This window comes from Mycolicibacterium agri (assembly GCF_002553505.1).
In the GTDB taxonomy this organism is placed as follows: domain Bacteria; phylum Actinomycetota; class Actinomycetes; order Mycobacteriales; family Mycobacteriaceae; genus Mycobacterium; species Mycobacterium agri.
In genome coordinates this window covers 48,229-70,112 of the sequence record NZ_PDCP01000018.1, presented here as the reverse complement: position 1 = coordinate 70,112, position 21,884 = coordinate 48,229, and the positions used below count along the sequence as shown (strand labels likewise).

Sequence of the window (21,884 nt, the reverse complement as noted above, 5' to 3'; positions counted from 1 at the left end):
GGTTACTAGGCGCGTCTGGAGACTTACTGAGCGAGTTGCGCCGGCGTCAGTAGCCGATCGGGCCCGCCGGCTTGGCGAACTGCATGCGGACCGGCTCGGTGTGTCCGACGATGTCGACCGAGGCGCGGGGCTCCTCCGAATAGCCCAGCCCGAACCGCACGACGTACTGCTTGTAGATCGTGACCGACGGCTCGGCCGCCAACGCCGCCTGCATTTTGGCCGGGTCTCCGACGGCGGTGATGACGTAGGGCGGGCTGTACGTGCGACCGTTGAGCAGCAGCGTGTTTCCGACGCAGCGCGGCGCGGAGGTGCCGATGATGCGCTGGTCCTGCATCTGGATGCCCTCGGCGCCGCCGTTCCACAGCGCGTTGAGGACGCCCTGGATGTCCTGCTGGTGCACGACCAGGTCGTCGGGGGTGGCATCGCGGGGGAAGCGGCCGTGGGCGTCGCGCTGCGCGTCGGTGAGCGTCACGACAAGGCCGGGGCCGCGGATCGGGTCCAGTCCGGCGTCGGCGGCCAGGCGGGCGTTGCGGTTCTGGATCGCGGTGAGCGCGGCGTCGGCGCCCGGCGAGCCGCCGTGATGGGTGTCGATCTGGTTGACCAGGCCGTCGCGCTGGGCGGTGAGACGGTCCACCGACTGCTGGGATTCGCGAACAAGATCGACCAGACGGGGCGCGTCGCTGCGTCGGATCTCGTCGCCGCCGGAGACCCCGTGGGTGGCGGCCAACAACAGCCCCGCCAATAGGCACACCACTGGGACGCCGAAGCGCCAGGCGCTGGGCCTACGCCTTTGCTCGGGACCGCCGTCCTGGTCCATCGGCTACTCCCTGCTGATTCTGACCTGCGCGCAACCTGCGTTAACCTCGTAAGTACATCCTGCTTCATCGTCGCACCCGTGGCGCCGACTGTTTGTGAAGGTACCCATGCCCAAGTCCAAGGTCCGTAAGAAGAACGACTTCACCATCAACCCGGTGAGCCGGACACCTGTGAAGGTGAAAGCCGGGCCGTCAAGCGTCTGGTTCGTGGTGCTGTTCTTGAGCTTGATGGTGATCGGGCTGGCGTGGCTGCTGGTCTTCCAGCTCGCGGCCTCGTCGATTCCGTTCCTGCTCGAGTTGGGGCCCTGGAACTACGCGATCGCCTTTGCTTTCATGATCACCGGTCTGTTGCTAACTATGCGCTGGCGGTGACCGTCGTATCAGTGCTGATGAATTCAATGGGGACTCCGCGCGTTACCCGTTTGGCAACTTGATGCTCAACCAATCACATCGTTGTGATTCATCCCCATTGGGGATAGCACTTGTGGATAACCTCATTAGCTGTGGTAAGAGCATGTGGAATACGCGTGCAGCAAACTGAATGGAGCCCATCTCCGCTGGGGATCGCCGCGTGCGGCATATTCGGGCTTATGATGGCTGTCGCCGCTGTGACCCTAGTCACAGACCCTCCCGGGCGCGTTTTCACGATCATTGCCGCTGCCGGACTGCTGGTGTTTGCACTCGTTTCGTGGCGCGCACGGCCGAAGTTGGCAATCAGCAACGGCGGTCTTCAGATCCGCGGACCGCTGCGTACCAACCGTCTGGAGAAGGCCGATATCAAGATCATCAGGATCACTGAATTCCGCCGAATCGGGCGGAAAGTGCGCCTGCTCGAGATCGATACAGCCAACGATCGGCTCTTCGTGCTCACCCGTTGGGATCTCGGTACCGATCCCCTGGATGTGTTGGACGCGCTGACCGCGGCCGGGCTGGCCGGCCGCTCAGCCGCGCCGTAGAGGGGCCGACACGGCCTAGGTGATCGTGATCGAGTCGATCACCACGGGATCCGTCGGCCGGTCGCTGCGATCGGTCGCGGTGCTCGCGATCGCGTCGACCACCTTCTGCGACTCGGGGTCGATGACCTCACCGAAAATGGTGTGCCTGCGGTTCAGGTGCGGCGTCTTGCCGACCGTGATGAAGAACTGCGAGCCGTTGGTGCCGGGACCCGCATTGGCCATCGCCAGCACGTAGGGCTTGTCGAACTGGAGCTCGGGATGGAACTCGTCCTCGAACTGGTATCCGGGCCCGCCGCGACCGGTACCGGTCGGGTCCCCGCCCTGGATCATGAAGCCGTCGATCACCCGGTGGAAGATGGCCCCGTCGTAGAACGGCCCGGACGTCCCGCCCGAGGCGTTCTCGGTGCTGTAGTCCTTGGTGCCCTGCGCAAGCCCGACGAAGTTGGCGACGGTCTTGGGGGCATGGTTTCCGAACAACGCGATCTTGATGTCACCACGATTGGTGTGCAGGGTCGCGGTCGCTGTCTGAATGGGGCTCGTCACGAGATGCCAGTCTGCCACGCTCCGTTGACCGCCAACCGGGCACCGTGGCATTGCCGTTGATGGCAGGCTGGACGGCGACCGTAGACAGGTCGGCGAGACAGCGCGAGAGAGGTGGAAATGGGCACGAAGACGGACGAACGGCTGACCCCAGGGCAACGGTTGACTCGCGGACTGAAGTACACCGCCGTCGGTCCTGTCGACGTGACGCTGGGGACGGTCGGCCTCGGCTGGCGCGGCGCCAATTCGGCCGCCAGCAGCGTCCGTGAGCGGCTGGAGAAGAGCCGGCTGGCCAGGGAAGTGGCCAAGGAAGTCGCCGAGGCCGGTGACACACTGTCGCAGGAAATCGCTGCGGCGCAGGAGGTGTTGGCCAACCTGCCGCAGGCGCTCGCCGACGCGCGCAAGCCGAAGCGGCGGCCCCGGCCGTTGCTTCTGATCACCGCCGGCGCCGTGGTGTTAGGCGTTGGGGCCGTTGCCTTTTCGATCGTCCGGCGGTCGATGCAGCCGGACCCGTCGCCCCGCCCGCCGAGTGTGGAAGTCACGCCGCGGCCGTAGGGGAGTAGGGGATAGGCGGTTGCGGTTTCTGCGAGCAGGGTCGCAAGTCCCGCGCCGAATCACAACCGTAAACGCAGAAACCGCGCGCCAGACACCCGCGACGCAGACCCGCGTCGGCTAATTCGATTTGTGGAGCCTAGGGGATTCGAACCCCTGACTTCTGCCTTGCAAAGGCAGCGCTCTACCAACTGAGCTAAGGCCCCGTGTCAGGAAGGATAATCGGCGGCGGTGTGCCATACCTCGACGCCGCGTCGCGACCGCGCTACCAGCACCACCAGCGCCACCGCGACGACCAGAAACACCAGCCTCATGGTGACCCTTTCCGTGGGCCTAGGAGGACTCGAACCTCCGACCTCTTCGTTATCAGCGAAGCGCTCTAACCGCCTGAGCTATAGGCCCGTAACGCATATGGCCGAGCGACGAGATTACCGTAATCAGGACCCTCGACCCAAACCGGATCAGTCGCGGTCGGCCAGCGTCACCTCGATACCGCCGACCAGATCGGTCGTCAGGTTGTAAATGAACACCCCGACGGTGGCCATCGCCGTCAGCAGCACGATGTTCACCAAACCGATCAACGCAGCGCCGCCGAAGATCGTGCCGCTGGACACCAGCTCGCCGCCGGCCTGGCCGCTGGCGCTGGTCAGCAGGTCGCCGACGTTGCTGTTGAGCTTGCTCCACACGCCCATTCCGCCGAGGACGAGATACAGGAACGCCACGGCGATCATCCACACGAAGAACAGCGCCACCGACAGCACCAGCGACACCTTCAGCGCGCTCCACGGGTCGATTCGGCGAATCTGCATGCTGGCCCGCACCGGCCCGGTATGCGTGCGGCTGGCGACCTGGACACGGCCCGCAGGCGACAGCCGGCCGACCGGCTCGCGATCCGGCGTGCTCTTGCGCTGCGGGCGAGGCGTCGGACCCGACAGGTCCGGCAGCTCGCTGGCGTAGGCCTCGGCGACCGGCGGCTCCGGCCGTGGCTGCTCGTTACGCGGCGACTCGTTGCGCGGCGACTCGTTGCGCGGCAGCGGCGCCTGCTCGGCACCGTCTTGAGCCGATGACGCACCACCCCCGCCACCGGAGATGAACCGGTTGAGGCGGTCGCCGGGAGCGTGTCCGGACTGTCCCGGGCCGCGGTGCGGTTCGGGGCGGGCCTGCTCCCGCGGCGGCCTCGCGCCCTGCTGCTGCGCCCTGGCCGCGGGGCCGCGCTGCCAGGGCGGCGCCTCCCCGCGTCCTACCGCATTGCCCAGCGAGCCGGTCTCGGAGTCGTCGGGTAGGGAGCCGTTGGCGCTACCGTCGGCCGAGCGCGGATAGCCGGCCTCGTTCGGTGAAGTCACTGCGGCTCCTTACCGTCGATCACGTCGCCTGGCCCTGCTCAGCGGCCTCGGCGTCGCTCTCCTCTGCGTTGCGCGCAATCGCAACCAGTGTGTCGCCCTCTCCCAGGTTCATCAACCGAACGCCCTTGGTCTGCCGTCCGGCCTTGCGAACCTGGCGCGCCGCGGTGCGGATGACGCCACCACCCGACGTGATCGCGTACAGCTCGGTCTCGTCATCGACAACCAGCGCACCAACTAGATTGCCACGCCGCTTGTCGTACTGGATTGTCAACACCCCTTTGCCGCCGCGACCCTGCACCGGATACTCGTCGATCGCGGTGCGCTTCGCGTACCCACCCGACGTCGCGACCAGCAGATACGTGTCCGGCCGCACGACGTTGAGTGACAGCAGGTAGTCGTCTGCGTTGAACCGCATCCCCTGCACACCGGAGGTGGCGCGGCCCATCGGCCGCAGCGCCTCGTCGGTTGCCGAGAAGCGGATCGACTGGCCCTTGGCCGACACCAGCAGCAGGTCGTCCTCGGCCGAGCACAGCACCGCGCCGACGAGTTCGTCGCCGTCGCGCAGGTTCACCGCCACGATTCCGCCGGAGCGGTTCGAGTCGAAGTCGGTGAGCCGCGACTTCTTGACCAGTCCCTTGCGGGTGGCCAGCACCAGGTACGGCGCGTCCTCGTAGCTGCGGATCTGGATGACCTGCGCGATCCGCTCCTCCGGCTGGAACGCCAGCAGGTTGGCCACGTGCTGGCCGCGTGCCGTGCGCGACGCCTCCGGCAGGTCGTAGGCCTTCGCCCGGTACACCCGGCCCTGCGTGGTGAAGAACAGGATCCAGTCGTGGGTCGAGCAGACGAAGAAGTGATTGACGATGTCGTCCTGCTTGAGGCCCGCACCCTGCACGCCCTTGCCGCCGCGCTTCTGGCTGCGGTACAGGTCGGTCTTCGTCCGCTTGGCGTAGCCGGTCTCGGTGATCGTGACGACGACGTTCTCGCGGGCGATCAGGTCCTCGTCGCTGACCTCACCGTCGGCGGCCACGATCTTGGTGCGCCGGTCATCGCCGTGCTTGTCGACGATCTCCTTGAGCTCGTCGCGGACGATGGCGCGCTGGCGCTCCGGCTTGGCCAGGATGTCCTCGAGATCGGCGATCTCGGCCTCGATCTTGGCCAGGTCGTCGACGATCTTCTGACGTTCCAGGGCGGCCAGCCTGCGCAGCTGCATGTCGAGGATGGCCTGGGCCTGGATCTCGTCGATATCGAGCAGCTCGATCAAGCCCTGCCGCGCGACGTCGACGGTTTCCGACGCCCGGATCAGCGCAATGACCTCGTCGAGCGCGTCGAGCGCCTTGACCAGACCGCGCAAGATGTGGGCCCGCTCGTTGGCCTTACGCAGCCGGTAGCGGGTGCGCCGGACGATGACATCGAGCTGATGGTTGACGTAATGCCGGATCAGCTGGTCGAGCCGCAGCGTGCGCGGCACGCCGTCGACGATGGCCAGCATGTTGGCGCCGAAGCTGGTCTGCAGCTGGGTGTGCTTGTAGAGGTTGTTCAGCACCACCTTGGCGACCGCGTCGCGCTTGAGCTCGACGACGATGCGCAGGCCCACCCGGTCGCTGGACTGATCCTCGATATTGGCGATCCCGGACAGCTTCCCATCGCGGACCTGCTCGGCGATCGAGGTGATGAAGTTGTCGTGGTTGACCTGATACGGCAGTTCGGTGATGACGATGCCGGTACGGCCGCGGCTGTCCTCCTCGATCTCCACCACGCCGCGCATCCGGATCGAACCGCGGCCGGTGGTGTAGGTGTCGTGGATGCCCTGCGAGCCGACGATCAACCCCGCCGTCGGGAAGTCCGGGCCCTTGACGCGTTCGGTGACGGCCTTGAGCGTGGCTTCCTCGTCGGCGTCGAAGTTGTCCAGACACCAGTAGACGGCGTCGGCCAGCTCGCGCAGGTTGTGCGGCGGGATGTTGGTCGCCATGCCGACCGCGATGCCGCCCGAACCGTTGGCCAGCAGGTTGGGGAACCGGCTGGGCAGCACGGTGGGCTCTTGCACCCGGCCGTCGTAGTTGGGGATGAAATCGACTGTCTCCTCGTCGATTTCACGCAACATCTCCATCGCCAGCGGCGTCAGACGAGCCTCGGTGTAGCGCATGGCCGCCGGCGGGTCGTTGCCCGGCGAGCCGAAGTTGCCCTGCCCGTCGACCAGCGGATAGCGCATCGACCACGGCTGCGCCATGCGAACCAGCGTGTCGTAGATCGACGCGTCGCCGTGCGGGTGGTAGTTGCCCATCGTTTCGGCAACGGAGCGTGCGGATTTCGCGTGGCTGCGGTCGGGCCGGAAACCCGAGTCATACATCGCGTACAGCACGCGGCGGTGCACGGGTTTGAGGCCGTCACGAACCTCGGGCAGCGCGCGGCCCACGATCACGCTCATCGCGTAGTCGATGTAGCTGCGCTGCATCTCCTGTTGAATATCAACAGGTTCGATGCGGTCTCCTGCTTCGTCGCCGGGTGGCAACGTGGTATCAGTCATGTGGTTTCAGTCCTAATCAGCGTATTCAGCGTGAAAGCCTAAAGCGGTTAAACGTCCAGGAAGCGAACGTCTTTGGCGTTGCGCGTGATGAAGCTGCGGCGAGCCTCGACGTCCTCGCCCATCAGGATCGAGAACAACTCGTCGGCGGCGGCAGCGTCATCGAGCGTGACCTGGCGCAGCACCCGCACCGACGGATCCATGGTGGTCTCCCACAGCTCCTTGGCGTCCATCTCGCCGAGGCCCTTGTATCGCTGGATGCCGTCGTCGACGTTGATCTTCTTGCCCGCCTTGCGTCCTGCCTCCAGCAGCGCGTCGCGCTCGCGGTCGGAGTAAGCGAACTCCGGCTCGGCGCGTTGCCACTTCAACTTGTACAGCGGCGGCTGGGCGAGGAACACGTGGCCGTTTTCGATCAGCGGCTTCATGAACCGGAACAGCAGCGTCAACAGCAGCGTCGAGATGTGCTGGCCGTCGACGTCGGCGTCGGCCATCAACACGATCTTGTGATAGCGCAGCTTGCTGATGTCGAACTCGTCGTGAATGCCGGTGCCCAGCGCGGTGATGATCGCCTGGACTTCGGTGTTCTTCAGCACCCGGTCGATGCGGGCCTTCTCGACGTTGATGATCTTGCCGCGCAACGGCAGGATCGCCTGGAACATCGAGTCGCGGCCGCTCTTGGCCGAGCCGCCTGCCGAGTCACCCTCCACCACATACAGTTCCGACTTGCGCGGATCGGTGGAGCGGCAGTCGGCCAGCTTGCCGGGCAACCCGCCGATGTCGGTCGCGCTCTTGCGTCGAACCAGTTCACGCGCCTTGCGCGCGGCAAGACGGGCCTGTGCCGACGACACCGCTTTGTTCACAACGGTTTTCGCCTCGGCGGGGTTGGCCTCGAACCAGTGGCTGAGCTGCTCATTGCAGATCTTCTGGACGAACGACTTCACCTCGGTGTTGCCGAGTTTGGTTTTGGTCTGACCCTCGAACTGCGGCTCGGCCACCTTCACCGAGATGACCGCGGCCAAACCTTCGCGGATGTCGTCGCCGGTCAGGTTCGGATCCTTGTCCTTGAGCAGCTTCTTGTCCTTGGCGTACTTGTTCACCACGCTGGTCAAGGCCGCGCGGAAGCCCTCTTCGTGGGTGCCGCCCTCGTGGGTGTTGATGGTGTTGGCGAACGTGTGCACCGACTCCGAGTAGCCGGCGTTCCACTGCATCGCCACCTCGACCTCGTGGTTGTCGGCCTTGCCGGAGAAGTCGATGATGCTCTGGTGGATCGGCGTCTTGGTCCGGTTGATGTGCCGGACGAAGTCGACCAGGCCGCCGGGGTAGTGGAACGTGCGGTTCTTCGTCTTCGCCGGGCCCGCGGCTTCGGCGGCCTTCTCCTCGGCTGACTTCGGCGCCTCCGCCGTGTCGCCGGCGACGTCGGCGTCGGCCTCCTCGGCGCTGACTCGCTCATCGCTCAGGGTGATGGTCAGGCCCTTGTTGAGGAATGCGTGCTCCTGCAGGCGGCGCGCGACGGTCTCGAAGTCGTAGTTCGTGGTCTCGAAGACCTCCGGGTCCGCCCAGAACCGCACCGTGGTACCGGTCTTGTTGGTGGCTTCGCCCTGCTTGATGGTTCCCGGCACGGCGTGGTCGTAGGTCTGGAACCACTCGTAGCCGTCGCGGCAGATGTCGACTTCCAGCCGGGTGGACAGCGCGTTCACCACGGAAACGCCGACGCCGTGCAGGCCGCCGCTGACGGCATATCCGCTGTTCTCGCCGCCGAACTTGCCGCCGGCGTGCAGCTGGGTCATGACCACGTCGACGGTGGGGGCGCCGCTGGCGTGCATTTCCACCGGGATGCCGCGCCCGTCGTCGCGGACCTCAACACCGCCGTCTTCGAGGATGCGGACGTCGACCCTGGTCGCGTAGCCGGCCATCGCTTCGTCGATGGCGTTGTCCACGACCTCCCAGATCAGGTGGTGCAGACCGCGTTCGCCCGTCGAGCCGATATACATGCCCGGGCGCTTGCGGACAGCTTCCAAACCCTCCAGGACGGTAATGGCTGAAGCGCCGTATTCCTTTTTCTTTGAGCCTTTAGTGGCAGGCGCACTCTTCTTAGCGGCAGGCACGATTCGCCAGCATCCTTACTCTCAGCGGGGTTGGTGCTCTGGCGGTGTCGGTACCGCCGGCAAGTCACTCGTCCAGTCTACCGGCAAGTTGCGTTAGGACCGATTCTGAGGCCGCGTTTCTACACATCTATTTGACCCGCCTGGGGAATTTCTCGATCCGGGGTGCCTGATGACGCTTGGGAAGCGTACTGATCGCTTCCAGGCGGCTCTGAGCCAATCGTCTGGATATCTATCCATACGTGTCACGCGGCCCCCGGCCGGCGATGTGGTAGCGGCCCTTGCGCCATGAGGGCGCCACCGGGCCGGTGATCTTCAAGGATGTCACGACGCCGTCGCCGACGGCCGAGGCGATTTTCGCCAGCAGCTGCGACTGCACCATCCGCAGCTGCGTGGCCCACGCCGTGGATTCGGCCGAGACACTGAGCACCCCGTCGCGCAGCGTGGTCGGGCGGGCGTGCGCGGCGATCTGCTCGCCGACCACCGCTCGCCACTGCCCGAATACCGTTCCCTGGGCCACCCGCCCGGACCAGCCGCGCAGCTTCGCCAGCTCCCGGGTCGCCGCGCCGAGCGGTTGAGGGTCTCGCGAGTCGGGTCCAGGGCCCGACCAGCTCCGTCGACGCCCGGCCACCCGCCGCGGCATGGGGGAGGGGCGGCCGCGGCCGACGTCCTTGCCCTGGCTGCGGGCCACGCCGCGCGCCTCCTCCAGCGTCCGGCGCACCAGATCCATGCCGGGCAGCCCGGCCAGATGGTCCGGCGGCGCCAGGCTTTCGACGTCCGGTGAGCCAAACGGGTCGGGGGAGTCGGGTTCTGTCATCACGCCACCACCGAAATTCGACCACTGTCGTCGTCGCGCATCGAGATTTCGATTCTGCGCGCATCCCAACCGTCGGGAATGTCGTCGGGCACCGCGGCCGTCACCAATACCTGCTCGGCCGAGGCGGCTACACCCGCCAGCGCGCGCCGCCGCGATGAGTCCAGTTCGGCGAAGACGTCGTCGAGCAGCAGAACGGGCTCGCTACCCTCGGAGCGCAACAACTCATAGGCCGCCAGCCGCAGCGCCAACGCCATCGACCACGATTCACCATGGCTGGCAAAGCCTTTCGCGACTTGATCGCCGAGCCGCAACTCGAGGTCGTCGCGGTGCGGCCCCACCAAACACACGCCGCGCTCGATTTCTGCGTCGCGGCGACCGGCCAGTGCATCGAGCAGGGCCGCCTCGTAGAACTCGACCGTTTCGGTCCGTCCGTCGACCTGCTCGACCTTGCTTCGGTACTGAATGGACGCCGGACGCGACGCCGGGGCCAACAATTGATAGGCCTTCTCGACCTCGGGATGGAGTTCGTTGACCAGTTCCACCCGGGCTGCAATCAACTGCGCACCGTAGGCGGCGAGATGACCGTCCCACACGTCGAGGGTGTCGGCGACGCTACGGTCGCCGCGGTGCCGCGCGCCGGTCGCCGTCTTCAACAGCGCGGTGCGCTGCCGCACCACCTTGTCGTAATCGGCACGTACCCCGGCGATCCTCGGCCGCCGAGTGGTCGCGAGCTCGTCAAGATAGCGGCGTCGTTCGCCCGGATCGCCGCGCACCAACGCCAAGTCCTCGGGTGCGAACATCACGGCGCGGAGCACACCGAGGATTTCGCGCGCGCTGCGCACCGGCGACCGGTTCAATCGGGCCTTGTTGGCCCGGCCCACAACCACTTCGAGGTCGACAGCCAGTTCACGACCGTCGTTCACCACGATCGTGGAAATGATGGATCGGTCGGCACCGGCCCGCAGGAGCGGCGCATCGGTGGCCACCCGATGTGACCCGAGGGTAGCCGAATACCACAGCGCCTCAACGAGATTGGTCTTACCGAAGCCGTTGGGTCCGACGAATACGGTGCGTCCTGGCTCGAGGTCCATGTCGACCCGCGCCCAGGACCGGAAATCCTGCAAGCTCAGATGCCGGACGTACACAAATGCCTTCTTGTCGAGTGCCGTGCTCCGATAGGGGAGCTAGCCGGATTCGCTGATCCGCTTCACCGCGTGCCCGCCGAACTGGTTGCGCAGCGCCGAGACGGCTTTCATCGTGGGCGAGTCGTCCTGGCGGGACAGGAACCGGGCGAACAGCGACGCGGCGATGCCCGGTACCGGTACGCGCAGCCGGATCGCTTCCTCGACCGTCCAGCGGCCCTCCCCGGAGTCCTCGGTGTAGCCGCTGATCTGCGAAAACCCGGGGTCTTCCTTGAGCGCCTTTGCCAGCAGCTGCTGCAGCCAGGACCGCACGACGGTGCCGTTGGTCCATGCCTGATACACCGCCTGCGGGTCCTTGATGAGCTCTTCGGCCGCCAGCAGCTCGTAACCCTCGCCGTAGGCCGACATCAGCGCGTACTCGACGCCGTTGTGCACCATCTTGGCGAAATGCCCCGCCCCCACCGGACCGGCGTGCACGAAGCCGTCCTCTCGCGGCCCCGGCGGCCGCAGGGTGTCGAAGATCGGCATCGCGCGTTCGACGTCGGCGTCGGCGCCGCCGACCATCAAGCCGTAGCCTTCCTTCAGACCCCAGACACCACCTGACACCCCGGCGTCGATGAAGGCAATTCCCTTCTCGCCCAACATTTTCGCGTGCGGGCCGTCTTCGGTGTAACGCGAGTTGCCGCCGTCGATGACCAGGTCGCCCTCCGACAGTACCTGCGACAGCTCCTTGATGGTCGTGTCGGTGATCGGACCCGACGGCACCATCACCCAGACCACTCGCGGCGGTTTCAAGGCCTCGGCAAGAGCCGTCAGCGTGGGGACGTCGGTGACCTCGGGTCGAGGGTCATATCCGATGACTTCATGTCCGCCCTCACGCAGGCGTTCGCGCATGTTGAAACCCATCTTGCCCAGGCCGACCAACCCCAATTGCATGCAGTTCCTCTTTCTTCTGCGGGTTTCCTCTGTGGTCTAAATCGGGTCTAGAGCGGTTCCAACGCGCACGGAACCGGTCAGCCGGGCAACCGCACCGGCATCAACAGGTACACGTAGTCGGTCTGGGCGGCGGGGAACGGGCCCGTCGCACCGGTGATGACATCCTCGTCGCGCGCCGGGCGCAGCACGGCCGGGCGGCTAGGGGTCGTGAAGCCGAACGTCACCCGTTCGGAGTGCAGCGACCCCAACCCGTCGGTCAGGTAATTCGGGTTGAAGGCGATGGTCAACGGCTCGCCGGCGAACGTCACCGGCAGCTCTTCCTCGGCGCGGCCCACGTCGTCGGCGCCAGCCGACAGCTTGAGCACGTCCTCAGAGAACTCCATCCGCACCTGGGCCCCCCGGTCGGCGACCAGGGCCACGCGCTTGATCGCTTCGGTCAACTCGGCGACGCCGAGCGTGGCGACGGCGGTGTGCTCGGTGGGCAGCAGCTGGCGGAACTTCGGGAATTCGGCGTCGAGGAGTCGAGTGGTGGAGCGCTTCCCGTCGCTGCGGATGCCGAGCAGGCCCTCTTTTCCGACCGCCGAGCCGGCGCCGAGTGCCAGATGCACATCGCCTGTGCCGCTGCCGGTCTTGGCGGCTTCGGCCAATGTCTTGGCCGGGACCAGCACCGCGGCCTCGACATCGGTGGCCTCCGTCGACCATGTCAACTCGCGAACCGCCAGCCGGAAACGGTCTGTTGCGGCCAAAACCACTGTCTCGCCGGAAATCTCGACGCGGATGCCGGTCAACATCGGCAGCGTGTCATCGCGGCCGGCGGCGACGGCGACCTGTCCGATCGCCTCGGCGAACAGGTCCGCGGAAATGACACCAGTCTCTTCGGGCAGCGTGGGGAGCGCCGGGTAATCCTCGACTGCCATGGTCGGCAGGGAGAACTTGGCGCTACCGCAGGTCAGCAACACCCGCGTGCCTTCGACGGTGACGTCGACCGGCTTGGCCGGAAGTGCCCTGGTGATGTCCGAGAGCAGCCGCCCGGAGACCAGAACGGTTCCCGGAGAGGCGATCTCAGCCGCAACCTGAACTTCGGCCGACACTTCATAGTCGAATCCGGAGATTGTCAGGCCGTCTTCGGAGCCGGTGAGCAACACGCCGGCGAGCACCGGGACGGTGGGCCGGGTCGGCAGGTTACGCGCCACCCAGGCCACCGCGTCGGCGAAGTCTTCGCGCACCAGGCGGAATTTCAAATCGGAGAGACCAACCGTCGTTGTCGCCACTTCCATAGTGTCCCTTCGATCAACTCACAACCAATGCCCAACCAGCGGTTTCGGGATGCTGACGCATCGGTCCCCCAATGTCGCTGCGACGACCGTGAACGGCTGTCGAGAAACCACCGTAAAGCTTTCACCCGCATCTTGAAAGCTAATCGATCGGGGTGACAACGACAGTCAGCGAAGCCCGTTCGATGGTCCGTGACGCGATCTCCCCAAGGCGTGTCTTCTAGAGGAAACCTTTAGGAGATATAGAAGCAACAGTATTAGGTCCTGTGGAATCTGTGGATGAATCCATGTCCTTCCTGCACGACCGTGTCATCGGCATGTGAATCGTCTGTGGAGAACTCGGGGCCGAGGTCGGGATTGCTGGGGAGTTTCCTGACGACTGTGGACTAGACGCGGCTTTGCCCAAACGATCTTCAGCAAGATTCCACACAGCCATCCACAGGGTGTTGGTGTGACCGCTGTTACGTCGGTGACGAAAGTTTTTTGCAGAAAGGGGCGCGAAGAAATCAGGAAAAATCAGCGCTTGGCGCGCTGACGGATGCGAGTGGTCAGTTCCTTGACCTGATCGAAGACTTCACGGCGCTCGGCCATCTCGGCTCGAATCTTCTTCTCGGCGTACATGACCGTGGTGTGGTCGCGGCCGAACGCCTGGCCGATCTTGGGCAAGGAGAGGTCGGTGAGCTCGCGGCAGAGATACATGGCAATCTGGCGAGACTGCGCCAACGCTCTGGTCTTGCCGGGTCCGCGGAGCTCTTCGACGGTGGTCTCGAAGTATTCGGCGGTGGCGGCCATAATCCCTGCGGTGCCGATCTGGATGTTGTTCGCGTCGGCGATGAGGTCGCGCAGCACGATCTCGGCGAGCGCCCGGTCGATGGGCGTCTTGTTCAGCGACGCGAAGGCCGTGACACGGATCAGCGCACCCTCGAGTTCGCGGATGTTGCGCTCGATGCTGCTGGCGATGAGTTCCAGGACGTCATCGGGCACGTCGAGCCGGTCCATCTGCGCCTTCTTGCGCAGAATCGCGATGCGCGTCTCCAGTTCCGGCGGCTGCACATCGGTGATCAACCCCCACTCGAAGCGGGTGCGGAGGCGATCTTCCAGGGTGGCCAGCTGTTTCGGCGGCCGGTCCGAGGAGATGACGATCTGCTTGTTGGCGTTGTGCAGCGTGTTGAAGGTGTGGAAGAACTCCTCTTGGATGCCTTCCTTGCCTTCGATGAACTGGATGTCGTCGACGAGCAGCACGTCGATGTCGCGGTAGCTGCGCTTGAACGAGGCCTTGCGGTCGTCACGCAGCGAGTTGATGAAGTCGTTGGTGAATTCCTCGGTCGAGACGTACTTGACCCGCATACCGGGGAAGAGCCGCTGGGCGTAATTACCCGCGGCGTGCAGCAGATGCGTCTTGCCCAGCCCGGACTCGCCCCAGATGAACAGCGGGTTGTAGGCCCGGGCGGGTGCCTCGGCGATGGCGAGTGTGGCGGCATGGGCGAACCGATTGGAGGCGCCGATGACGAAGGTGTCGAAGGTGTAGCGCCGGTTGAGGCTGACGGCGTTGGCGTCGCTGGCCGGCGCCGTCCGGGGGCCGTTGGAGAAGTAGGTCGGCCAACTTTCCTCGGCGCTCGCGAGCGCCTCGCTGACTTCGTCGACCTCGTCGGGCTCCGAGTCGCCGTAGGAGTCGGGGACGACGGCCAGGCCGTCATCGGGTTCCTCGGGAGTCGGTCCGGAGATGCGCACCCCGAGCTCGACGCGCTGGCCGAGCTGGCGGCTCAACGCGTTGATGATCGGCTCGCGCAGATGACGTTCGATCTCGGTCTGCACGAAACTGGTCGGAACCGAGAGCAGAGCAAACCCCTCAGTGATGACCAGCGGCTTGACAAGCTTCAGCCAAGCCCTTTGCTGGGGGGTCAAGTTGTATCGGGCGGAATCGCCATTGACGGGCGCCCCTGCGGGGATCTCACCGTTGAGCTCAGCAACGACGGTATTCCAGACCGCGACAAACGGTGGGTCGGGGTCAGCTGTCAATGACGCGTACCCCCTTTAAGGCCGATCTGTAGAGACGATAGAAGACGGTGACGAACTGTCCACATAGTTATCCACAGCCTGTGGACAAGGACAGTCGCCGCCGCTCTGTGTTGTCTCTACCTGCGAGAATGCCGCGGAGCCTGGGCTCGTCACACCGCTTCGACGCTGTGGGCTCGCGACTCGGCGGACATCCTCGTTTCGTTTGTCTGGGCGCCGTCCCGTTATGGGATCGGCATTGCCAGAAGCTAACAGTTTTCTTCCCGGGTGCCAACCGTTCTGCAACATTGGCGAGGGATGTTTTTGCCCACCCGCCGGGGGGTGGCAGTTGTTACAGGTATCCATGGTGGTGTCCCGCTTTGCAGCGGTTTGACCTAGGGAAATCTCGTCAGTACCCTCGAACAGTCGCCCGAAAGTGGCGACACGGCTGCGATCGGAATTTCATTCCGAGACCGCGCCGGTTACGAGCGAGACCGAACAGCTTACCAACGGCGATCGCGTCCAGACCTGTGCGTCGGATGGGGTTGCCACACGACAAGGAGTGACAGCCGTGGCCAAGGGCAAGCGGACCTTTCAGCCCAACAACCGGCGCCGCGCGCGGGTGCACGGGTTTCGGCTGCGGATGCGGACCCGGGCAGGCCGGGCGATCGTGTCGAACCGGCGTCGCAAGGGCCGTCGAGCACTCTCTGCGTAATTCGGCGCAGGGCCTGGCGCGGTGCTTCCGGCGCGGCACCGGATAACGCGGTCGGCGGAGTTCGGTGCCACAGTCAACCAAGGGGTGCGGGCGGTGCAGCCCGATATCGTCGTGCACGCACGCCGAGGCGACGACGCCGACGGCCCGAAAGTGGGCCTGGTGGTGTCCAAGGCGGTCGGTAACGCGGTGCAGCGGCATCGGGTGGCGCGCCGGCTTCGGCATGTGGCCCGCGGCCTTCTGACAGAACTGGATCCGGGCGACCGAGTGGTGATACGGGCGCTGCCCAGCAGTCGCGACGCGGTCTCGGCGCGACTCGAACAACAACTGCGTGTCGCATTGAAGCGGGTGCGGCGCGCCGACGAGGCGCGGCGATGATGGCCCGCGCAGTGATTTTCGTGATCCAGCTGTACCGGAACATGGTGTCGCCCTTGCGATTACCAACCTGTCGGTTTATGCCGACGTGTAGTCAGTACGCGGTGGATGCGCTGTCCGAATACGGATTGATCCGCGGCGGATGGCTGGCGTTGGTGCGGCTGGCGAAATGTGGTCCGTGGCATCGGGGAGGATGGGACCCGATACCCGAACGTCGCCCGCCCGGCACGCGGGGTGAGGCCGTCGACGACTTGAGGAGCAAGCCGGTTGTTTAACTTCTTCAGCCTGGACATCATCTACTACCCGGTGTCGGCGATCATGTGGGTCTGGTACAAGCTGTTCGCCTTTGTGCTGGGGCCGTCGAACTTCTTCGCCTGGGCGCTGTCGGTGATGTTCCTGGTGTTCACGCTCCGCGCGATCCTCTACAAGCCGTTCGTCAAGCAGATCCGCACCACGCGGCAGATGCAGGAGTTGCAGCCGCAGATCAAGGCGCTGCAGAAGAAGTACGGCAAGGACCGCCAGCGGATGGCGCTCGAGATGCAGAAGCTGCAGCGGGAGCACGGGTTCAACCCGATCCTGGGCTGCCTGCCGATGCTCGCGCAGATCCCGGTGTTCCTCGGCCTGTACCACGTGCTGATGTCGTTCAACCGAACCCAGACCGGCATCGGCCGCCTGGGACTGTCGGTGGAGGAGAACCGCAGCCTCGGCAACTATGTGTTCAGCGCGCAGGATGTCGGGCACTTCCTGGACGCCAACCTGTTCGGCGCTCCGCTGGGCGCGACGATGATCCAGCAGCACGGCCTGGAGGCGTTCACCGAATTCAACCGCGCGGCCGTGATCGCAGTGGGTGTGCCGATCATGATCATGGCCGGAATCGCGACGTACTTTAACAGCCGGGCGTCGGTCGCGCGGCAGAGCCCCGAGGCGGCTGCCAACCCGCAGACGGCGATGATGAACAAGCTCGCGCTCTACGTCTTCCCCCTCGGCGTGGTGGTGGGTGGTCCGTTCCTCCCGCTGGCGATCATCCTGTACTGGTTCTCGAACAACATCTGGACCTTCGGTCAGCAGCACTACGTGTTCGGCAAGATCGAGAAGGAAGAAGAGGCCAAGAAGCAGGAGGCGCTCGAACGGCGTGCGGCGAACGCGCCGGCACCGGGAGCCAAACCGAAGCGCAATCGCAGGGGAGAGGCGGGCGTCGGTCCGGACTCCTCGGCGGAGTTCTCGGACGAGACGACGGGCAGCGCCGACGGCGCCGACGAGGAAGCACCGTCGACCCCTGCGCCGAGTTCGAAGCCGAAGGCGAGCAAGCCGAACGCGGGCAGCACACCGAACCGGACGCCGCGGCCGGGGGCGCGGCCGAAGAAGCGAAAGCGTTGACCGGATCCCACCGGGCGAATGAGGAGAGACGAGGCATGACTGCAGATTTCGACGACGCGGTGACCACGGAGGGCGACGAAGACTTGTCTAACGAGTCCGCCGCGCCCGAGACGGCATCGGATACGTCACAGGACGGCGACGAAACGGTGACGGCCGCCAGCGAGGGCGGGGAGGAGCCCGCCGACGACCTCGGTGACGATCTCGAGGAGCGGCTCGTGGCCGAAGGGGAGATCGCCGGCGATTACCTCGAAGAGTTGTTGGACATCCTGGATTTCGACGGCGACATCGACCTCGATGTCGAAGGCGACCGCGCGGTTGTCAGCATCGACGGCGGTGCGGACCTGACGAAGCTCGTCGGTCGCAAGGGTGAGGTGCTTGACGCGCTGCAGGAGTTGACGCGGCTGGCTGTGCACCAGAAGACCGGGGAGCGTAGCCGGCTGATGTTGGACATCGCACGGTGGCGGCGCAAGCGCCGCGACGAGCTGGCGGCCCTGGGCGAGAAGGTGGCGCGGCGGGTGTTGGAGACCGGCGAGCGCGAGCAGCTATCGCCGATGACTCCCTTCGAGCGCAAGATCGTCCACGACGCTGTGGCCGCGATCGAAGGTGTGCGCAGCGAGAGCGAGGGCGTCGAACCGTCGCGCCGCGTCGTCGTGTTGTTGGACTGACGCCCAGAGCTAGTTACATAGATGTAGTTCGTCCGCGCAGACTGGGCGCGGACCGGCGCCGAGATCCGGAGGATGTTTCACGTGAAACGTGCGGAGGTCTCCGCACCGCCTCCGGCGGCCGAGTCCGTCTTCGGAGACCGCCTGGATCAAGCGCGCCGCTACGCCGAGATTCTGGCGGGCGACGGAGTCGAGCGGGGGCTCATCGGGCCGCGGGAGACCGACCGTGTCTGGGACCGCCATCTCCTCAACAGTGCCGCAGTGGCCGAGTTGCTCACAGGCGATGAACAGATCGCCGACATCGGCAGTGGCGCGGGCCTTCCCGGGATACCGTTGGCGTTGGCTCGGCCCGGGCTGCGGGTGATCCTCATCGAGCCGCTCCTGCGGCGCAGCGATTTCCTCTTCGAGGTCGTCGACAATCTCGACGTGGACGTGACCGTGATCCGGGGCCGGGCCGAAGATCCGTCGGTGCGGCAACGAGTGGGGGAGTTGGATGCGGTCGTGTTACGCGCGGTGGCGTCGTTGGACAAGCTGACGCGGTGGAGCCTGCCGCTGCTGCGCCCGGGGGGATCGATGATGGCGCTCAAAGGGGAACGCGCGGCAAGCGAACTCGAAACACATCGGCGTGTGATGGCGTCGCTCGGCGCCGCGGATGCCAGGGTGGTCACGTGTGGAGGGCACTACTTGAGACCGCCCGCAACCGTGGTCGTCGCGCGGCGCGGGTCGGCGCGGCCGGCGCATCATCGGTCGAGACGAACGGGCAGGAGAAGCGGATGAATCCGGTGCCGGAGAGCAGCAGCACATCGCCGACGGGAGCAACGGCGAGTCCCGATGTTTCACGTGAAACCACGGCGGCCGGAACCGATGTTTCACGTGAAACCTGGACGGAAGGCCAAGCCGAGAGCTGGGTCGCCGACGAGGCGGTCGATACCCCGATCGGCGCCGAGGCGGAGCGCGCGGTGCGTCTGCTGCACGCGCGCGGCCAGTTGCCACGCCCGGCCCAGCAGCGCGTGTTCACGATCGCCAACCAGAAGGGCGGCGTCGGCAAGACCACCACTGCGGTCAACGTCGCGGCCGCGCTCGCGTTGCAGGGGTTGAAGGTGCTTGTGATCGATCTCGATCCGCAGGGCAACGCGAGTACCGCACTCGGCATCGAGCACCGCCCCGGCACACCGTCGTCCTACGAAGTCCTCATCGGCGAGGTCCCGCTGCGCGACACGCTCCAGCAGAGCCCGCACAACGAACGCCTCTTCTGCGTACCGGCCACCATCGAACTCGCCGGAGCCGAGATCGAATTGGTCAGCATGGTGGCGCGCGAGGGACGGCTGCGCACCGCGCTCGAAGAACTCCGCAACGGGGAGCTGTCCGACTTCGACTACGTCTTCATCGACTGCCCGCCGTCGCTCGGCCTGCTGACCATCAACGCACTCGTCGCCGCACCCGAGGTGCTGATCCCGATCCAGTGCGAGTACTACGCGCTGGAGGGGGTGGGGCAGCTGCTGCGCACGATCGAGATGGTCCGCGCCCACCTCAACCCCAAGCTGACCGTCACCACCGTCGTGCTGACGATGTACGACGGTCGCACCCGGCTCGCCGATCAAGTGGCGGCAGACGTGCGGGCGCACTTCGGCGACACCGTGCTGCGGACCGTCATCCCGCGCAGCGTGAAGGTGTCCGAAGCGCCCGGCTACGGGATGACGATTCTGAACTATGACCCCGGTTCGCGCGGCGCCCTGAGCTATATGGACGCCAGCCGCGAGATCGCCGTACAGGGCGCGCAGCAGAGAGGACAGGATCAATGACCCAGCCGCGTAAGCGCAGTGGCCTCGGCCGCGGACTTGCTTCTCTGATTCCGACGGGTCCCGCCGATTCCGATACGGACACGATGGGGACACGGATGGGTGACGCCGCCGCCGACGTCGTCCTCGGCGGTGGGCCGGACGCCACCCCGGTCGGAGCGGTCTACCGCGAGATCGCACCGTCGGCGATCGAGCGCAACCCGCGGCAGCCCCGCCAGGTGTTCGACGAAGAGGCACTCGCCGAACTGGTGCACTCCATCCGCGAGTTCGGTCTGATGCAGCCGATCGTTGTACGCGCGCTGCCCGACCAACCCGGCCGCTATCAGTTGGTGATGGGGGAGCGCCGGTGGCGCGCCGCCCAGGAGGCCGGGCTGGAGACGATCCCAGCGATCGTGCGCGAGACCGCCGACGACAGCATGCTGCGCGACGCATTGTTGGAGAACATCCACCGCGTGCAGTTGAACCCGCTCGAAGAGGCGGCGGCCTACCAACAGCTGCTCGACGAGTTCGGGGTAACCCACGACGAACTGGCCGCGCGCCTCGGTCGATCCCGCCCGTTGATCACCAACATGATCCGGCTGCTGCGGCTGCCGATCGCCGTGCAGCGCCGGGTCGCCGCCGGCGTGCTGTCGGCCGGACACGCCCGTGCCCTGCTGTCGCTCGAGGGCGGCCCTGAGGCGCAAGAGGAGCTCGCGGCGCGAATCGTCGCCGAGGGCCTCTCGGTGCGGGCGACGGAGGAGGCGGTCACGCTCGCCAACCGCGGAGACTCGTCGACACCGTCGGCGCCGCGCCGCAAACCGATCCAGATGCCGGGCCTGCAAGACGTTGCCGAACGGCTGTCGGCCGCGTTCGACACGCGCGTCACAGTGAGCCTTGGCAAACGCAAGGGCAAGATCGTTGTCGAATTCGGGTCGGTGGAGGATCTGCAGCGGATAGTGGACCTCATGAACGCTGCGAAGGCCTGACCAAGGACACGCGTAAATTACGTCACTGTGACACGTCGATCACGACGGGGCGGCCCGTCGTGACCTTCAGGAGGAATCGCCATGGGCTGCAACGTGTTTGGCAGAAGTCGCCACCGCGGATGATCCGGCAGGCCTGCGCGGGGGGAGCGCGCGCGTACCGGATCGGCGAAAGCGGACCGCGCGCCGCACATACTTCTATCCTGGAATGGCGATCATTCTCATCGGCATCGCTTGCAAGCGGGGAAGTCTAGTGTCAGCGCGAATAACGCCTCTGCGGCTTGAAGCCTTCGAGCAGCTGCCGAAGCACGCGCGGCGCTGCGTGTTCTGGGAGGTCGATCCCGCCAACATCCGCGACCACCTCACCGACCCGGAGTTCGAGAAAGAAGCGTGGCTGTCGATGGTCATGCTGGAGTGGGGGTCGTGTGGCCAGATCGCCTCCAGCCTCCCACCCGACGGCGGCACCGACACGGACGATCTGCTGGGTGACTGCGCAGAGGGCGCGTGCCTCGGATATGCGTTCTACGCGCCGCCGGGCATGGTGCCGCGGGCCCGCGTCTTTCCCAGCGGACCGGTCAGCGCTGACGCGATCTTGTTGACCTCCCTTGGTGTGGAGGGCGACCAGGCCGGCGATGACTTAGCGCACGATTTGATCGTGTCAGCGGTAGGGGACCTGATGCGCCGCGGTGTGCGCGCGCTGGAGGCGTTCGGTCGCACCGAGGCCGTCGCCGAGTTGGCGGACCCGCGGGCCGTGCCGCCGGACCTCCGTGCGGTCGTCGAGGTGCTGGGCGACTGTTCGGTGGACCAATGCATGCTGGCCGCCGATCTTCTTGAACAGGTGGGCTTCGTCGAGGTCGCCAAGCACCGCTACTTCCCGCGGCTGCGTCTGGAGTTGGAAAGCGGGCTCGGCTGGAAGGCCAGCGTCGAGGCAGCGTTGGAGCGCCTGCTGGAAAGCGAGAAGCTCAAGCAACCCGTCGGCGCGGGCACAATCTGCTGAAACTTGC

The 21,884-nt window shown here is 65.8% G+C and carries 21 protein-coding genes, 2 tRNA genes and 1 pseudogene; 12 read left to right on the top strand and 12 right to left on the bottom strand.

Going from position 1 to position 21,884, the window contains the following annotated elements; all coding sequences use genetic code 11:
- Window positions 1-46: 46 nt before the first annotated feature.
- Window positions 47-817, bottom strand: coding sequence for a DUF881 domain-containing protein (locus CQY20_RS12415; RefSeq protein WP_097940387.1), 771 nt, complete (start codon window positions 815-817; stop codon window positions 47-49).
- 106 nt (window positions 818-923) lie between these two features.
- On the opposite strand from CQY20_RS12415, the gene crgA reads away from it, so the two are divergent.
- Complete coding sequence (gene crgA, locus CQY20_RS12410) at window positions 924-1,187, top strand: cell division protein CrgA (protein ID WP_097940386.1); 264 nt, start codon at window positions 924-926, stop codon at window positions 1,185-1,187.
- 155 nt (window positions 1,188-1,342) lie between these two features.
- Window positions 1,343-1,771, top strand: coding sequence for a PH domain-containing protein (locus CQY20_RS12405; RefSeq protein ID WP_097940385.1), 429 nt, complete (start codon window positions 1,343-1,345; stop codon window positions 1,769-1,771).
- Window positions 1,772-1,786: 15 nt separating this feature from the next.
- Here the strand turns inward: CQY20_RS12405 and CQY20_RS12400 are convergent, their stop codons facing one another.
- Complete coding sequence (locus CQY20_RS12400; RefSeq protein ID WP_174814703.1) at window positions 1,787-2,332, bottom strand: peptidylprolyl isomerase; 546 nt, start codon at window positions 2,330-2,332, stop codon at window positions 1,787-1,789.
- Between the two features lie 99 nt (window positions 2,333-2,431).
- On the opposite strand from CQY20_RS12400, the gene cwsA reads away from it, so the two are divergent.
- On the top strand, window positions 2,432-2,866 hold the full coding sequence (cwsA, locus tag CQY20_RS12395; protein ID WP_097940384.1) for a cell wall synthesis protein CwsA: 435 nt from the start codon (window positions 2,432-2,434) through the stop codon (window positions 2,864-2,866).
- A 130-nt stretch (window positions 2,867-2,996) separates the two neighbouring features.
- On the opposite strand, the gene CQY20_RS12390 is transcribed toward cwsA, so the two are convergent.
- The 10 genes and pseudogenes from CQY20_RS12390 to dnaA all read right to left on the bottom strand — a co-directional run bounded on the left by CQY20_RS12390 (window position 2,997) and on the right by dnaA (window position 15,017).
- Window positions 2,997-3,069, bottom strand: a tRNA-Ala gene (locus CQY20_RS12390).
- A 122-nt stretch (window positions 3,070-3,191) separates the two neighbouring features.
- Window positions 3,192-3,265: transfer RNA gene (locus CQY20_RS12380), tRNA-Ile, on the bottom strand.
- A gap of 59 nt (window positions 3,266-3,324) precedes the next feature.
- A complete protein-coding gene (locus CQY20_RS12375) occupies window positions 3,325-4,206 on the bottom strand; it encodes a DUF3566 domain-containing protein (protein WP_097940382.1) in 882 nt (293 codons plus the stop codon).
- Between the two features lie 19 nt (window positions 4,207-4,225).
- Window positions 4,226-6,730, bottom strand: coding sequence for a DNA gyrase subunit A (gyrA, locus tag CQY20_RS12370; RefSeq protein ID WP_097940381.1), 2,505 nt, complete (start codon window positions 6,728-6,730; stop codon window positions 4,226-4,228).
- A 47-nt stretch (window positions 6,731-6,777) separates the two neighbouring features.
- Entirely contained in the window at window positions 6,778-8,832 is a 2,055-nt protein-coding gene (gyrB, locus tag CQY20_RS12365; RefSeq protein WP_097940380.1) for a DNA topoisomerase (ATP-hydrolyzing) subunit B, read from the bottom strand.
- A 229-nt stretch (window positions 8,833-9,061) separates the two neighbouring features.
- On the bottom strand, window positions 9,062-9,646 hold the full coding sequence (locus tag CQY20_RS12360; RefSeq protein WP_097940379.1) for a DUF721 family protein: 585 nt from the start codon (window positions 9,644-9,646) through the stop codon (window positions 9,062-9,064).
- Entirely contained in the window at window positions 9,646-10,791 is a 1,146-nt protein-coding gene (recF, locus tag CQY20_RS12355; protein ID WP_097940378.1) for a DNA replication/repair protein RecF, read from the bottom strand. The genes CQY20_RS12360 and recF overlap by 1 nt, the downstream gene beginning before the upstream one ends.
- 39 nt (window positions 10,792-10,830) lie before the next feature.
- A pseudogene (gene gnd, locus CQY20_RS12350) lies at window positions 10,831-11,727 on the bottom strand (phosphogluconate dehydrogenase (NAD(+)-dependent, decarboxylating)); the annotation flags it as partial.
- Window positions 11,728-11,801: 74 nt separating this feature from the next.
- Window positions 11,802-12,995, bottom strand: coding sequence for a DNA polymerase III subunit beta (gene dnaN / locus CQY20_RS12345; RefSeq protein WP_174814704.1), 1,194 nt, complete (start codon window positions 12,993-12,995; stop codon window positions 11,802-11,804).
- Between the two features lie 519 nt (window positions 12,996-13,514).
- The gene (gene dnaA, locus CQY20_RS12340; protein ID WP_097940375.1) at window positions 13,515-15,017 is read right to left on the bottom strand and encodes a chromosomal replication initiator protein DnaA; all 1,503 of its coding nucleotides are present in this window, start codon (window positions 15,015-15,017) and stop codon (window positions 13,515-13,517) included.
- 547 nt (window positions 15,018-15,564) lie between these two features.
- Between dnaA and rpmH the strand changes: the two genes are divergently transcribed.
- From rpmH to CQY20_RS12295, 9 genes are all read left to right on the top strand, one after another.
- A complete protein-coding gene (gene rpmH / locus CQY20_RS12335; RefSeq protein ID WP_082933415.1) occupies window positions 15,565-15,708 on the top strand; it encodes a 50S ribosomal protein L34 in 144 nt (47 codons plus the stop codon).
- A gap of 21 nt (window positions 15,709-15,729) precedes the next feature.
- On the top strand, window positions 15,730-16,083 hold the full coding sequence (gene rnpA / locus CQY20_RS12330; protein ID WP_097940374.1) for a ribonuclease P protein component: 354 nt from the start codon (window positions 15,730-15,732) through the stop codon (window positions 16,081-16,083).
- A complete protein-coding gene (gene yidD / locus CQY20_RS12325) occupies window positions 16,080-16,355 on the top strand; it encodes a membrane protein insertion efficiency factor YidD (RefSeq protein ID WP_097940373.1) in 276 nt (91 codons plus the stop codon). Before rnpA ends, yidD begins: the two co-directional genes overlap by 4 nt.
- Entirely contained in the window at window positions 16,348-17,457 is a 1,110-nt protein-coding gene (gene yidC, locus CQY20_RS12320; RefSeq protein WP_097940372.1) for a membrane protein insertase YidC, read from the top strand. Before yidD ends, yidC begins: the two co-directional genes overlap by 8 nt.
- A 35-nt stretch (window positions 17,458-17,492) precedes the next feature.
- The gene (locus CQY20_RS12315) at window positions 17,493-18,122 is read left to right on the top strand and encodes a Jag family protein (RefSeq protein WP_234816216.1); all 630 of its coding nucleotides are present in this window, start codon (window positions 17,493-17,495) and stop codon (window positions 18,120-18,122) included.
- A 72-nt stretch (window positions 18,123-18,194) separates the two neighbouring features.
- Window positions 18,195-18,896 carry a 16S rRNA (guanine(527)-N(7))-methyltransferase RsmG gene (rsmG, locus tag CQY20_RS12310; protein ID WP_097940371.1) on the top strand — a complete coding sequence of 234 codons (702 nt, stop codon included), beginning with the start codon at window positions 18,195-18,197 and terminating at the stop codon, window positions 18,894-18,896.
- On the top strand, window positions 18,893-19,921 hold the full coding sequence (locus CQY20_RS12305; RefSeq protein ID WP_097940370.1) for a ParA family protein: 1,029 nt from the start codon (window positions 18,893-18,895) through the stop codon (window positions 19,919-19,921). Before rsmG ends, CQY20_RS12305 begins: the two co-directional genes overlap by 4 nt.
- Complete coding sequence (locus tag CQY20_RS12300; RefSeq protein WP_097940369.1) at window positions 19,918-20,883, top strand: ParB/RepB/Spo0J family partition protein; 966 nt, start codon at window positions 19,918-19,920, stop codon at window positions 20,881-20,883. The genes CQY20_RS12305 and CQY20_RS12300 overlap by 4 nt, the downstream gene beginning before the upstream one ends.
- A gap of 250 nt (window positions 20,884-21,133) precedes the next feature.
- Window positions 21,134-21,877 (top strand): acetyltransferase, encoded by a 744-nt coding sequence (locus tag CQY20_RS12295; RefSeq protein WP_097940368.1) that lies wholly within the window; start codon window positions 21,134-21,136, stop codon window positions 21,875-21,877.
- Window positions 21,878-21,884: the final 7 nt, after the last annotated feature.

Excerpts from the sequence above, each read along its gene's own strand:
- CQY20_RS12415 (WP_097940387.1), bottom strand. The coding sequence starts at position 817 with ATGGACCAGGACGGCGGTCCCGAGCAAAGGCGTAGGCCCAGCGCCTGG.
- crgA (WP_097940386.1), top strand. The coding sequence starts at position 924 with ATGCCCAAGTCCAAGGTCCGTAAGAAGAACGACTTCACCATCAACCCG.
- cwsA (WP_097940384.1), top strand. The coding sequence starts at position 2,432 with ATGGGCACGAAGACGGACGAACGGCTGACCCCAGGGCAACGGTTGACT.
- gyrA (WP_097940381.1), bottom strand. The coding sequence starts at position 6,730 with ATGACTGATACCACGTTGCCACCCGGCGACGAAGCAGGAGACCGCATC.
- CQY20_RS12360 (WP_097940379.1), bottom strand. The coding sequence starts at position 9,646 with ATGACAGAACCCGACTCCCCCGACCCGTTTGGCTCACCGGACGTCGAA.
- yidD (WP_097940373.1), top strand. The coding sequence starts at position 16,080 with ATGATGGCCCGCGCAGTGATTTTCGTGATCCAGCTGTACCGGAACATG.
- CQY20_RS12315 (WP_234816216.1), top strand. The coding sequence starts at position 17,493 with ATGACTGCAGATTTCGACGACGCGGTGACCACGGAGGGCGACGAAGAC.
- rsmG (WP_097940371.1), top strand. The coding sequence starts at position 18,195 with ATGTTTCACGTGAAACGTGCGGAGGTCTCCGCACCGCCTCCGGCGGCC.
- CQY20_RS12305 (WP_097940370.1), top strand. The coding sequence starts at position 18,893 with ATGAATCCGGTGCCGGAGAGCAGCAGCACATCGCCGACGGGAGCAACG.
- CQY20_RS12300 (WP_097940369.1), top strand. The coding sequence starts at position 19,918 with ATGACCCAGCCGCGTAAGCGCAGTGGCCTCGGCCGCGGACTTGCTTCT.